Origin of the sequence: Mycobacterium sp. (assembly GCF_025933915.1) — a bacterium.
Taxonomy (GTDB): Bacteria; Actinomycetota; Actinomycetes; order Mycobacteriales; family Mycobacteriaceae; genus Mycobacterium.
In genome coordinates, this window is sequence record NZ_JAICZA010000140.1 from 1 (window position 1) to 12,374 (window position 12,374).

16 protein-coding genes are annotated in these 12,374 nt (G+C 66.7%); all 16 read left to right on the top strand.

The features are described from left to right. Positions 1 to 446: CoA transferase (locus Q0W90_RS18960; protein ID WP_297775827.1), on the top strand; the 446-nt coding region annotated here is incomplete at its 5' end. Between the two features lie 49 nt (positions 447 to 495). Continuing rightward, positions 496 to 1,389 carry a hydroxymethylglutaryl-CoA lyase gene (locus tag Q0W90_RS18965; protein WP_297775829.1) on the top strand — a complete coding sequence of 298 codons (894 nt, stop codon included), beginning with the start codon at positions 496 to 498 and terminating at the stop codon, positions 1,387 to 1,389. Beyond that, positions 1,389 to 2,033: a TetR/AcrR family transcriptional regulator gene (locus Q0W90_RS18970; RefSeq protein ID WP_297598316.1), complete on the top strand. Its 645-nt coding sequence runs from the start codon at positions 1,389 to 1,391 to the stop codon at positions 2,031 to 2,033. Before Q0W90_RS18965 ends, Q0W90_RS18970 begins: the two co-directional genes overlap by 1 nt. Before the next feature lie 8 nt (positions 2,034 to 2,041). After that, the gene (locus Q0W90_RS18975; RefSeq protein ID WP_297775833.1) at positions 2,042 to 3,280 is read left to right on the top strand and encodes an acyl-CoA dehydrogenase family protein; all 1,239 of its coding nucleotides are present in this window, start codon (positions 2,042 to 2,044) and stop codon (positions 3,278 to 3,280) included. Continuing rightward, positions 3,280 to 4,275 (top strand): phosphotransferase family protein, encoded by a 996-nt coding sequence (locus Q0W90_RS18980; protein ID WP_297598309.1) that lies wholly within the window; start codon positions 3,280 to 3,282, stop codon positions 4,273 to 4,275. The genes Q0W90_RS18975 and Q0W90_RS18980 overlap by 1 nt, the downstream gene beginning before the upstream one ends. Then, positions 4,272 to 4,610: a DUF6285 domain-containing protein gene (locus Q0W90_RS18985; protein WP_297598307.1), complete on the top strand. Its 339-nt coding sequence runs from the start codon at positions 4,272 to 4,274 to the stop codon at positions 4,608 to 4,610. The genes Q0W90_RS18980 and Q0W90_RS18985 overlap by 4 nt, the downstream gene beginning before the upstream one ends. 28 nt (positions 4,611 to 4,638) lie before the next feature. Further along, entirely contained in the window at positions 4,639 to 5,040 is a 402-nt protein-coding gene (locus tag Q0W90_RS18990; protein WP_297699536.1) for a nuclear transport factor 2 family protein, read from the top strand. A 31-nt stretch (positions 5,041 to 5,071) separates the two neighbouring features. Further along, positions 5,072 to 5,638 carry a YceI family protein gene (locus Q0W90_RS18995; RefSeq protein WP_297775841.1) on the top strand — a complete coding sequence of 189 codons (567 nt, stop codon included), beginning with the start codon at positions 5,072 to 5,074 and terminating at the stop codon, positions 5,636 to 5,638. Positions 5,639 to 5,672: 34 nt separating this feature from the next. After that, positions 5,673 to 6,074 (top strand): hypothetical protein, encoded by a 402-nt coding sequence (locus tag Q0W90_RS19000; RefSeq protein WP_297598324.1) that lies wholly within the window; start codon positions 5,673 to 5,675, stop codon positions 6,072 to 6,074. 233 nt (positions 6,075 to 6,307) lie between these two features. Further along, positions 6,308 to 6,685: an NADH-quinone oxidoreductase subunit A gene (locus Q0W90_RS19005; protein WP_297598300.1), complete on the top strand. Its 378-nt coding sequence runs from the start codon at positions 6,308 to 6,310 to the stop codon at positions 6,683 to 6,685. Between the two features lie 8 nt (positions 6,686 to 6,693). After that, positions 6,694 to 7,248 (top strand): NADH-quinone oxidoreductase subunit B family protein, encoded by a 555-nt coding sequence (locus Q0W90_RS19010; RefSeq protein WP_297598294.1) that lies wholly within the window; start codon positions 6,694 to 6,696, stop codon positions 7,246 to 7,248. Continuing rightward, positions 7,245 to 7,952: an NADH-quinone oxidoreductase subunit C gene (locus Q0W90_RS19015; protein ID WP_297598292.1), complete on the top strand. Its 708-nt coding sequence runs from the start codon at positions 7,245 to 7,247 to the stop codon at positions 7,950 to 7,952. Before Q0W90_RS19010 ends, Q0W90_RS19015 begins: the two co-directional genes overlap by 4 nt. Then, positions 7,952 to 9,277 (top strand): NADH dehydrogenase (quinone) subunit D, encoded by a 1,326-nt coding sequence (gene nuoD / locus Q0W90_RS19020; protein ID WP_297598290.1) that lies wholly within the window; start codon positions 7,952 to 7,954, stop codon positions 9,275 to 9,277. Before Q0W90_RS19015 ends, nuoD begins: the two co-directional genes overlap by 1 nt. Further along, on the top strand, positions 9,274 to 10,032 hold the full coding sequence (nuoE, locus tag Q0W90_RS19025) for an NADH-quinone oxidoreductase subunit NuoE (protein ID WP_297598287.1): 759 nt from the start codon (positions 9,274 to 9,276) through the stop codon (positions 10,030 to 10,032). The genes nuoD and nuoE overlap by 4 nt, the downstream gene beginning before the upstream one ends. Beyond that, on the top strand, positions 10,029 to 11,384 hold the full coding sequence (gene nuoF, locus Q0W90_RS19030; RefSeq protein ID WP_297598285.1) for an NADH-quinone oxidoreductase subunit NuoF: 1,356 nt from the start codon (positions 10,029 to 10,031) through the stop codon (positions 11,382 to 11,384). The genes nuoE and nuoF overlap by 4 nt, the downstream gene beginning before the upstream one ends. Before the next feature lie 7 nt (positions 11,385 to 11,391). Continuing rightward, positions 11,392 to 12,374 (top strand): 2Fe-2S iron-sulfur cluster-binding protein (locus Q0W90_RS19035; RefSeq protein WP_297775839.1); only part of this gene is annotated, 983 nt, incomplete at its 3' end.

Consider the following 12,374-nt stretch of genomic DNA (forward strand, 5'->3'; position numbering starts at 1 on the left):
AGGACACGGTGTTCGCCCGGCTGTGTAAGGCGATGGGGCGCCCGGAGCTGGCCACCGACGACCGGTTCGCCACGCACGTCGCACGCGGCCGCAACCAGGACGAACTCGACAACATCATCGGCTGCTGGGCCGCCGAACGCCAGCCCGGTGAGATCATCGAAACCCTGTCCGCTGCAGGGGTGATCGCCGGGCCGATCAACACGGTCGCCGAGGTCGTCAACGACCCGCAGCTGCGGGCCCGCGACATGTTGGTCGAGCACTTCGACGAACGGCTGCAGCGCAATGTGCTCGGGCCCGGCATCGTGCCGGTGCTTTCGGAATCGCCGGGCCGCCTGCGCAACGCCGGTCCCGCGCGCCCGGGTCAGCACAACGACGACGTCTACGGCGGGCTGCTGGGCAAGACCGCCGAGGAGCTCGAGAAGCTGCGGGCCGAGGAGGTGCTATGACACGCACCGGCGACGATGCAGAGCGGCAGCGATGAGGAGGAGCGGTGCTATGACGCACGTAGTAATCCGTGAGGTGGCGCTGCGCGACGGCCTGCAGATCGAGTCGCCGATCCCGTTGTCGGCCAAGCTGGAACTGCTGGCGGCGGTGGCGGCCACCGGGGTCCGCGAGGTGGAGGCCACCGCGTTCGTCTCCCCCACCAAGGTGCCGTCGATGGCCGACGCCGCCGAGCTCGCCGCCCATCTGCAGGACTACCCCGACATCGAATTCTCCGCTCTGGTCGCCAGTCCCAACGGGGCCAAGCGGGCCGTCGCCGCGGGGCTGCGGTCCATCGAGTACGTGGTGGCCGCCGACGACACGTTCAGCCAGGCCAACGTCGGGCGCACCAGCGCCGAGGCCACCGAGGCGATCGACGAGATCGTCACCATCGCCCACCACAGCAACGTCACCGTCGAAGTCGTCATCGCCACCGCATGGGATTCACCCTTCGAAGGCCCCACCCCGCCGCAGCGGGTCCTCGACATCGCCGCGGCCGCGCGCGACCGCGGCGCCGACCGCCTGTCGATCGCCGACACGATCGGCACAACCACCCCGGGCCGCGTGAGTTCGCTGATCGCACAACTGCGTCCGGTGATCGGGGACATGCCGCTGGGCGGTCATTTCCACAACACCCGCGGCTCCGGGCTGGCCAGCGCATACGCGGCGGTCAGCTCCGGGGTGACCCGGCTGGACGCCTCGGTCGGCGGGCTGGGCGGGTGCCCGTTCGCGCCGGGCGCCACGGGCAACATCGCCACCGAGGATCTGGTATACCTGCTGCGCGACAGCGGTATCGACGTCGACGTCGACCTGCAGGCCGCCATCGGCGCGGCGGGCGTGGCGAAGTCGTTGGTGGGCCACGATCTGCCGAGCGCCCTGTTGCGCGCCGGCGACCGGATGCGGAACTGATGTCCGCCCCGGAGGCAACCCGCGAGCTGACCGCCAAAGGCCGCCAGACCAGGCAGGCCATCGAGCAGGCGGCCCGTAAGCTGTTCGCCGAACGGGGCTTTCACGGCACCACGTTGGCCGACATCACGTCGGCCGCGGGGAAATCGCCGGCGGTGTTCTACCGGTACTTCGCCGACAAGGAAGACCTGCTGGCCGCGCTTGCGGAATCATTCCTGCACGAGGTGGTGACGCCGTCGGGTTTGAGCGTGCGGCTGCCGGATTCCCCCGACGACGACGCCTTCTTCACCTCGGTCGTCACCGGCTACTGGAACATGTTCAAGCAGAACATCGGCATCATGATCGCCGTGGCCCAGCTGGCCGCCACCCAGCAGCGCTTCGCCGCCGTGCAGAACGAATTCCGCCGCTTCGGCATGGATCTCGTGGCGGCCTCGGTGCGCCGCGCCCAGCAGCAGGGTTACGGTGCGGAGCTACACGCCCAGCACACCGCGGCGGCCATCGCGTTGCTGTTCGAGAACTTCACCACCGTGTTTGTCGGGCCATCCGGCCCTACGGGGCTGGGCGTGGACATCAGCGACGAGGACGCCATCGCGACGTTGTCGACGGTCTGGAAGAAAACCTTGTACGGCGGCCTGACGAATTCTTAGGAGGAAACGTGGATTTCACCCTGCCCGAGCACCTTCCGGGTGTGCTCGCCGAGATGGACGAGTTCATCGAAGCGGAGATCAAACCGCTGGAACGCGAGAACATGCAGTATTTCGACCAGCGTCGCGAGCACTCGCGCACCGATTGGGACAACGACGGCATCCCGACCCGCGAGTGGGAGGACCTGCTCGCCGAGATGCGCAGGCGCGCCGACAAGGCGGGCTGGCTGCGCTACGGATTGCCGGCCTCACTGGGTGGCCGCGACGGCACCAACGTCGACATGGCCGTCATTCGGGAGCACCTGGCGCACAAGGGCCTCGGCCTACATAACGACCTGCAGAACGAGTCGTCGATCGTGGGGAACTTCCCACAGGTGATCATGATGGAGCGCTTCGGCACCGATGAGCAACGCCGGGCGTGGTCGGAAGCGTTGATCACCGGGGAGCGTTCGATGGCGTTCGGGCTGACCGAGCCGAAGCACGGTTCGGATGCCACCTGGCTGGAAACACGCGCCGAACGCGACGGTGACAGCTGGGTGATCAACGGCGCCAAGCGGTTCAACACCGGTGTGCACCGCGCAACCCACGATCTGGTCTTCGCGCGGACCTCCGGTGAGCCCGGGGGTGCGGTGGGCATCACCGCGTTCCTGGTGCCGACCGATACACCCGGATTCAACGTTCCCTACTACTGGTGGACGTTCAACATGCCCACCGACCACGGCGAGGTCGAGCTGACCGACGTCCGGGTGCCCGCCGATGCGGTGCTCGGCGAAGTGGATCGCGGGCTGGAGGTGGCACAAACCTTCTTGCACGAGAACAGGATTCGGCAGGCCGCCAGCAGCCTGGGCGCCGCACAGTACTGCATCGACCGTGCCGCCGAATACGCCGGCGGCCGCACGGTCTTCGGCAAGCCCCTGTCGGTCAACCAGGCTGTGCAGTGGCCGCTCGCCGAGTTGGCGACCGAGGCGCAGATGGTGCGGCTGCTGGTCGCCTACGCCGCCTGGCATTTGGACCGCGATCACCACATGGAGGTCTCCGACAAGGTGTCGATGGCGAACTACCGCGCCAATCGGCTGGTCTGCGACGCCGCTGACCGCGCCATGCAGATCTTCGGCGGCCTCGGCTACAGCCGGCACGAGCCGTTCGAGCACATCTACCGCCACCACCGTCGTTACCGGATCACCGAGGGTGCCGAAGAGATTCAGATTCGCCGGGTGGCGCAGCGGCTGTTCAAATTCGGCAAGCACTGATGCAAACCGATGAGCTGACGACCGAACTCACCGCCAAACTGGGCACGGTGCTCACGGCGGCCATCGGCGCCGACACGGCCGTCGAGAAGCTGCGCGCGCTGACCGGCGGCGCGAGCAGAACCACCTGGGCGTTCGACGCCGTCACCGGCGGGCAGCGCCGCTCGCTGATCTTGCGCACCGGCCCACCCGACGACGTGCATGCCGGCATGGAACTCGAGGCCCGGACGCAGGCCGCCGCAGCGGCCGCCGGCGCACCGGTCCCCCACGTCCTGATCGCCGACGATTCGCCTGCCGCACTGGGTAATCCGTTCCTGATCTGCGATGAGATCAAGGGCGAGACCATCGTGCGGCGCATCCAACGTCAGCTCGACGGCGCCGACCAGCGCGCGAGCCGCACCCGGTTGCTAGAGCAGTGCGCCCAGGCGATCGCGGCCATTCACCGCGCCGACCCGGACGTTGCGGGCCTGACCCACGAGGATCAACTCGTCGAATGGCGCCGGCGCCTCGACGACATGGGCGATACCACCGCCGCATTCGAGTGGGGGTTTCGCTGGCTGGCCGCCCACCGGCCCGAGCCGTCGCCGGCGGTGTTGGTGCACGGCGACTTTCGGATGGGCAACCTCATCGTCGACGGATCCGACCTGGCCGCGGTTCTGGACTGGGAGATGGTGCACGTCGGCCAGGCCTACGAAGACCTGGCGTGGTTCTGCATCCGGGCGTGGCGATTCGGCGCCCCGGCCAGCCTCGGCGCCGGCGGCCTCGGCAGCATCGAGAGCTTCCTGCGGGCCTACGAACAGGCCAGCGCGACTACCGTCAACCGGGTGGCGTTTCACTGGTGGCTGGTGCTGGCCACACTGCGCTGGGGTGTCATCTGCCGATTCCAGGCGGAGCGGCACCTGAGCGGGCAGAACCGCTCGGTCGAGCTGGCCACGATCGGGCGGCGCGTCTGCGAGACCGAGTGGGACCTGCTCAACCTGCTCGAGGCGGCGCGGTGAGCGGCGCGTACGGCCGCCCGCTGGCAGCCGAGCTCGTGGCCGCGGTGGCCGAATTCCTGGAGACCGATGTGCGGGCGGCGACCGACGGTCAGGTCAACTTCCACGCCAGGGTGGCCGCTAATGCGCTACGCATCGTCGAGCGCGAACTGCTCGATGAGGGCGAAGCCGAATCGCGTGCCGCACTGGCCGGCTTGGGCGTCGCCGACGAGCAACAGCTTGCGGCCGCGATCCGAGCCGGTGAGATGGACGGACGGGCGGCTGACGTCACCGCCTGCCTGCGAACCCTGGTACGACGCCGGTTGGCCGTCGCCCACCCCGGGTACGACAACGAATAGCCCGGCGATCACAGAGGAGCCAAGTGCCATGCCCGCTTCCAGCGTCCAGACGGTCCTCGACGCGGCCAACCGCCTGTTCACGGCGATCGAGCGGAGCGATGTCGCGGCGGTCGACGCCATGTGGAGCGACGGCATCGCCGTGTGGCGCGTCGGCTCGCGCCGCGACGACGACAAGGCTCGTGCGATGCGGGTCATCGAATGGTTCATCGGCGCGACCACCCAGCGTCGCTATGAAATTCTCGACCGTCAGTTCTTCGACGACGGGTCGGCTCAAGGCTTCGTCCAGCAGCACGTCTTGCACGCCACCGGTCATGCCGGGCAATCGATCTCACTAAGGGTCTGCATCGTGATCAGGGTGGACAGCCACGGTCTGATCGAGCGCATCGACGAATATTTCGACCCCGCCGGGATCGCGCCGTTGATGGATTGAGGCTAGATTCGCCACGATACATGGGGTGACGATGACGACTTTGGAGACACTGCTTCACGATCCCGACATGGCCGGCGTGTGGGACCTGGTTCCGGATCGCTCGGCCATCACGTTCAGGGTCCGCAACATGTGGGGCCTGGTGAACGTCAAGGGCCGCTTCACCGACTTCACCGGCGATGGCCGACTGACCGGCAAGGGAGCGGTTTTCGGGCGCGTCGACATCCGGGCCGCTTCGCTGGACACCGGGATCGGCCGGCGCGACAAACACCTGCGTTCGGACGACTTCTTCGACGTCGACCGCTTTCCGGAGATCAGCGTGGTCGTCACCGCGCTGCAGCCGACGAAGGGCAAGGGCGCCGACGTTCGGGCCAACGTCACCATCAAGGGCGTCACCGCAGAACTGCCGCTGCCCGTCACGATCTCCGAGCTCGACGACGGCTCGATCCGGATCACCGGCGAATCCACGTTCGATCGAGCCCGTTTCGACCTGGGTTGGAACCGGCTCGGCATGATCAGCTCGACGGTGACCGCGGCGGCGGAAGCTATCTTTGCGCGGGAATCACGACGAGATTCCGCGGGCACCCCGATGAACTCGTAGCAACAGCAGTAGCATCTGCATCGTGTCCGACTCCATCCCCCAGTCCAGCGTCGCCCTGCGGATCCTCGTCTACAGCAGCAACGTCCAAACCCGCGAACGGGTGATGCGGGCGCTGGGCAAACAATTGCACCCCGATTTGCCCGAGTTGAGCTACGTCGAGGTGGCGACCGGCCCGATGGTGGTGCAGACGATGGACGAGGGCGGCATCGACTTGGCCATCCTGGACGGTGAGGCCACCCCGACCGGCGGCATGGGAATCGCGAAACAGCTCAAGGACGAACTCGAGACCTGCCCGCCACTGGTGGTGCTCACCGGGCGTCCCGACGACGCGTGGTTGGCGTCCTGGTCGCGCGCCGAGGGCGCGGTGCCGCATCCCATCGATCCCATCGCGCTGGGCCGCACGGTTCTTGGTCTGCTGCGGACTCCGGTTCGCTGACCCACTCGAAGCCGCATCTTCGCGAGCGGCTTTTGCCTCCCGGCCACCGCTTGCAGCGGTTCTGACCACTTCCGGCGTCGCCGTGCTGCAAAACGCCCACCCCGGGCAAGCGCACCGCATGCCGCGACGCTATGTTGAAGATCACTGTGACGGGCTACAGACCCAGTTCGTCACAGCAGCCCCGTTACCGCCTGGCCGCTGCAGGCGGCTCGTACGACGGATCATGGAGCGAATTGAACGTCTACATACCCATCCTGGTGCTAGGTGTGATCGCCACCGCCTTTGCCGTGGGCTCGGTGGCGATCGCGAGCCTGGCCGGCCCATCACGTTTCAACAAGTCGAAGATGGCGGCCTACGAGTGTGGGATCGAACCCACCGAGACATCGGTGAGCGGCCCGCATGCGACGGCGGGGCAGCGGTTTCCGGTGAAGTACTACCTGACCGCAATGCTCTTTATCGTCTTCGACATCGAAATCGTGTTCCTGTATCCGTGGGCGGTCAGCTATGACGCGCTGGGCATGTTTGCTCTGGTCGAAATGGTGGTGTTCATGCTCACGGTTTTCGTGGCCTACGCGTATGTGTGGCGCCGCGGCGGCCTGACGTGGGATTGAGGTAAGACGTGGGTGTTGAGGAACAGCTGCCTGGCGGGATTCTGCTGTCCACGGTCGAGAAGGTTGCGGGCTACGTCCGCAAGAACTCGCTGTGGCCCGCGACGTTCGGGTTGGCCTGCTGCGCCATCGAGATGATGGCAACCGCTGGGCCAAGATTCGACATCGCGCGGTTTGGCATGGAGCGCTTCTCGGCCACCCCTCGGCAGGCCGATCTGATGATCGTCGCCGGGCGGGTCAGCCAGAAGATGGCGCCGGTGCTGCGGCAGATCTACGACCAGATGGCCGAGCCGAAATGGGTGTTGGCCATGGGCGTGTGCGCGTCCTCCGGCGGGATGTTCAACAACTACGCGATCGTTCAGGGTGTGGATCACGTGGTTCCGGTGGACATCTATCTGCCCGGATGCCCGCCGCGGCCGGAGATGCTGCTGCACGCAATCCTGAAGCTGCACGAGAAGATTCAGGAGATGCCGCTGGGCGTCAACCGGGAAGAAGCCATCGCCGAAACCGAACAAGCGGCGCTGTCGGCCCGGCCCACGATCGAGATGCGCGGATTGCTGCGATGAGCTCACCAGACCAGGACCCGAGAGAAGCAATCGGGCGCGCCGACGACGAAGTCATCGACGTGCGCCGCGGCATGTTCGGCGTCGAGGGCACGGGCGACACGTCCGGTTACGGGCGGCTGGTGCGCGAAGTCGTGCTTCCGGGCAGTAGCCCGCGGCCCTACGGTGGGTATTTCGACGAGCTGGTCGACGGCCTGGCCGAGGCCCTGAAAAAGGGCGGTGTCGATTTCATGGACGCGATAGAAAAAGTGGTCGTGGACCGCGACGAACTCACCCTGTATGTCCGCCGTGAGGCGCTGCCGCAGGTCGCCCAGCGTCTGCGCGACGAACCGCCACTGCGCTTCGAAATGTGCCTGGGCGTCAGCGGGGTGCACTACCCGAACGAGGCGGGCCGCGAACTGCACGCCGTTTATCCGTTGCAGTCGATCACGCACAACCGCCGCGTCCGGCTGGAAGTGGCTGCGCCCGACGGTGATCCGCACATCCCGTCGCTGTTTGGCATCTATCCGACCACCGACTGGCACGAGCGTGAGACCTACGACTTCTTCGGCATCATCTTCGACGGGCACCCGTCGCTGACCCGCATCGAAATGCCCGACGACTGGCACGGACATCCGCAGCGCAAGGATTACCCCCTCGGCGGGATCCCCGTGGAATACAAAGGCGCACAGATACCCCCGCCCGACGAGCGGAGAGCGTACAACTGATGAGCACCACCACTGAATCGACGCACGACGGCGCCGGCGAGACACTCGTGGTCGCCGGCGGCCAGGACTGGGACAAGGTCGTCGAAGCCGCCCGCGGTGCCGATCCCGGCGAGCGCATCGTCGTCAACATGGGGCCCCAGCACCCGTCCACGCACGGCGTGCTGCGGCTGATCCTGGAGATCGAGGGCGAGACGGTCACCGACGCCCGCTGCGGAATCGGATATCTGCACACCGGCATCGAAAAGAACCTCGAATACCGTTACTGGACCCAAGGCGTCACGTTTGTGACCCGGATGGATTACCTCGCACCGTTTTTCAACGAGACCGCCTACTGCCTGGGCGTGGAGAAGCTGCTCGGCATCACCGATCAGATTCCGGAACGGGTCGACGTCATCCGGGTGATGATGATGGAGCTCAACCGGATCTCGTCGCATCTGGTCGCCCTGGCCACCGGCGGCATGGAGCTGGGCGCCATGACGCCGATGTTCGTCGGTTTCCGGGGCCGCGAGATCGTCCTGAACCTATTCGAATTGATCAGCGGTTTGCGGATGAACAGTAACTACATCCGGCCCGGCGGCGTGGCGCAGGACTTACCGCCCAACGCGGAGACCGAGGTCGCGGCGGCCCTCGAGCCGCTGCGCGAAGTCCTGCGCGAAATGAGCGGTCTGCTCGACGAGAACGCCATCTGGAAGGCCCGCACCCAAAACGTCGGCTACCTGGATCTGACCGGGTGCATGGCGCTGGGCATCACCGGGCCGATACTGCGCGCCACCGGCTTGCCCCACGATCTCCGCAAGAGCGAACCGTACTGCGGATACGAAAACTACGAATTCGACGTAATCACCGAAGACACGTGTGATGCTTACGGGCGCTACATGATTCGCATCAACGAGATGTGGGAGTCGATCAAGATCGTCGAGCAGTGTCTGGACAAGTTGAAGCCTGGCCCGATCATGGTTGAGGACGGCAAGATCGCCTGGCCGGCCGACTTGAAGGTGGGCCCCGACGGCCTTGGCAACTCGCCGGAGCACATCGCCAAGATCATGGGCAGCTCGATGGAGGCCCTGATCCACCACTTCAAACTGGTCACCGAGGGCATCAGGGTTCCGCCCGGCCAGGTGTACATGGCGGTCGAGTCGCCGCGCGGGGAGCTCGGCGTGCACATGGTCAGCGACGGCGGCACCCGGCCCTACCGGGTGCATTTCCGAGACCCGTCATTCACCAACCTGCAGTCGGTCGCGGCGATGTGCGAAGGCGGGATGGTCGCCGACCTGATCACCTCGGTCGCCAGCATCGACCCGGTCATGGGCGGGGTGGACCGGTGACCGGCCCGCAGGGACAGCCGGTATTCATCCAGCTCGGTCCGCCGCCCGACGAGCCGAGCGCGTTCGTCGTCGAGGGCGCGCCCACGTCGTATCCGCCCGAGGTCCAGACCCGGCTGGAGGCCGACGCCAGGGAGATCGTGGGCCGCTACCCCGACAAGCGCTCGGCGCTGTTGTCGTTGCTGCACCTGGTGCAAGCGCAGGATTCCTACCTGACACCGGCGGGCTTGGAGTTCTGCGGTGAGCAGCTGGGGCTCACCGGGGCCGAGGTGTCGGCGGTGGCGAGCTTCTACACGATGTATCGCCGCGGCCCCACCGGCGATTACCTGGTGGGCGTCTGCACCAACACGTTGTGTGCCGTCATGGGTGGCGACGCCATCTTCGACGCCCTGCAAGAACATTTGGACATCGGCAACGACGAGACGACCGCCGACGGATCGGTCACCCTGCAACACATCGAATGCAACGCCGCCTGCGACTACGCACCGGTGGTGATGGTGAACTGGGAGTTCTTCGACAACCAGACGCCGGACTCGGCACGCGAACTCGTCGACTCGCTGCGTTCCGGTGAGCCCCGGCCGCCCACCCGCGGTGCGCCGCTGTGCGCCTTCAGGGAGACGTCGCGCATTCTGGCCGGCATGCCCGACGAGCGCCCCGACCAGGGGCAAGGTGGCGCCGGCGCCGCCACGCTGGCCGGTCTGAAGGTCGCTAAGGAACACGGCATGGAGGCGCCCGGCGCGCCGGAAGGCTCGCAATGACAACCACTTCCGGGACACCGGGGGCATCCGCCTCGCAGGCCACGCCGCTGACACCGGTGCTCAGCCGCTTCTGGGACGATCCGGAATCCTGGACCCTGCAGACCTACCACCGCCACGACGGCTATCGGGCGATGAAAAAGGCGCTGGCGATGGAGCCCGACGCGGTGATCGGGATGGTGAAGGATTCCGGGCTGCGCGGGCGCGGTGGCGCCGGCTTCTCCACCGGCACCAAGTGGTCGTTCATCCCGCAGGGCGACACCGGCGCGGCCGCCAAACCGCACTACCTGGTGGTCAACGCCGACGAGTCGGAACCTGGTACGTGCAAAGACATTCCGCTGATGCTGGCGACACCGCACACCCTCGTCGAGGGCATCATCATCGCCGCGTACGCGATCCGCGCCCACCTTGCGTTCATCTATGTGCGCGGCGAGGTGCTGCCGGTGCTGCGCCGCCTGCACAACGCGGTGGCCGAGGCCTACGCCGCCGGCTACCTGGGCCGCGACATCAACGGCTCCGGCTTCGATCTGGATCTGGTGGTGCACGCCGGCGCCGGCGCCTACATCTGCGGCGAGGAAACCGCCCTGCTGGATTCGCTGGAAGGCCGCCGCGGCCAGCCACGGCTGCGCCCGCCGTTCCCCGCGGTAGCCGGACTGTACGGCTGCCCCACCGTGATCAACAACGTCGAATCGATCGCCAGCGTGCCGCCGATCGTGCTGCGCGGCCCCGACTGGTTCCGGTCGATGGGTAGCGAGAAGTCGCCCGGCTTCACGCTGTATTCGCTATCCGGCCACGTCGCACGGCCGGGCCAGTACGAGGCCCCGCTGGGAATCACGTTGCGGGAGTTGCTCGAATACGCCGGCGGGGTGCGGGCCGGGCATCGGCTCAAGTTCTGGACACCGGGCGGATCGTCGACACCGATCCTCACCGAGGAGCACCTCGACGTGCCGCTGGACTACGAGGGCGTGGGTGGGGCCGGTTCCATGCTGGGCACCAAGGCGCTGCAGATTTTCGACGAGACGACGTGCGTGGTGCGCGCGGCCCGGCGCTGGTCGGAGTTCTACAAACACGAGTCGTGTGGCAAATGCACACCGTGCCGGGAGGGCACCTACTGGCTCGTCCCGATCTACGAGCGGCTGGAAACCGGCCGGGGCACTCAGGAGGATCTGGACACTCTGCTCGACATCGCCGACGTCCTGTTCGGGAAGTCGTTCTGCGCGTTGGGCGATGGTGCGGCGATGCCCGTGCAGTCGTCGATCCGGTACTTCCGGGACGAGTACATCGCCCACGTCGAGGGCGGTGGCTGCCCGTTCGATCCCCGCGACTCGATGCTGACCGCGAATGGAAAGGCTTGACGCGCTCATGACTAGTTCGGCCAAAACCGAGACCGACGACGAGGTGCGTCCTCCGGACATGGTGACGCTGACCATCGATGACGTCGAGATCAGCGTTCCCAAGGGAACTCTGGTGATCCGGGCCGCCGAATTGATGGGCATTCAGATCCCGCGGTTCTGCGAACACCCGTTGTTGGATCCGGTGGGCGCGTGCCGACAGTGCCTGGTCGAGGTCGAAGGCCAACGCAAGCCGATGACGTCGTGCACCGTGGTGGCCACCGACGACATGGTGGTGCGCACCCAGCTGACGTCGGAGGTTGCCGACAAGGCGCAGCACATGGTGATGGAACTGCTCTTGATCAACCATCCGCTGGACTGCCCGATGTGCGACAAGGGCGGCGAGTGCCCGCTGCAGAACCAGGCCATGTCCAATGGCCGGCCCGAGAGCCGATTCCACGACGACAAGCGGCATTTCGCCAAGCCGATCAACATCTCGTCGCAGGTGTTGCTGGATCGAGAGCGGTGCATCTCGTGCGTGCGCTGCACCCGGTTCTCGGATCAGATAGCCGGCGACAACTTCATCGACGTGCTGGAGCGCGGTGCGCAGCAGCAGATCGGAATCTATGGCAACGAACCGTTCAACTCCTACTTTTCGGGCAACACGGTGCAAATCTGCCCGGTGGGCGCGCTGACCGGTACCGCCTACCGGTTCCGGGCGCGCCCCTTCGATTTGGTCTCCAGCCCGAGCGTCTGTGAACACTGCGCCTCCGGGTGCGCGCAGCGCACCGACCACCGCCGCGGCAAGGTGATGCGCCGGCTGGCCGGCGACGATCCGGAAGTCAACGAGGAGTGGAACTGCGATAAGGGCCGCTGGGCGTTCAATTACGCCACCCAGCCCGACGTGCTCACCAATCCGCTGGTCCGCGATGCCGACGGCTCGCTGCAACCGGCCTCGTGGCCACACGCGATCGCCGTCGCGACGCGGGGGCTCGAAGCCGCGCGCGGGCGCGC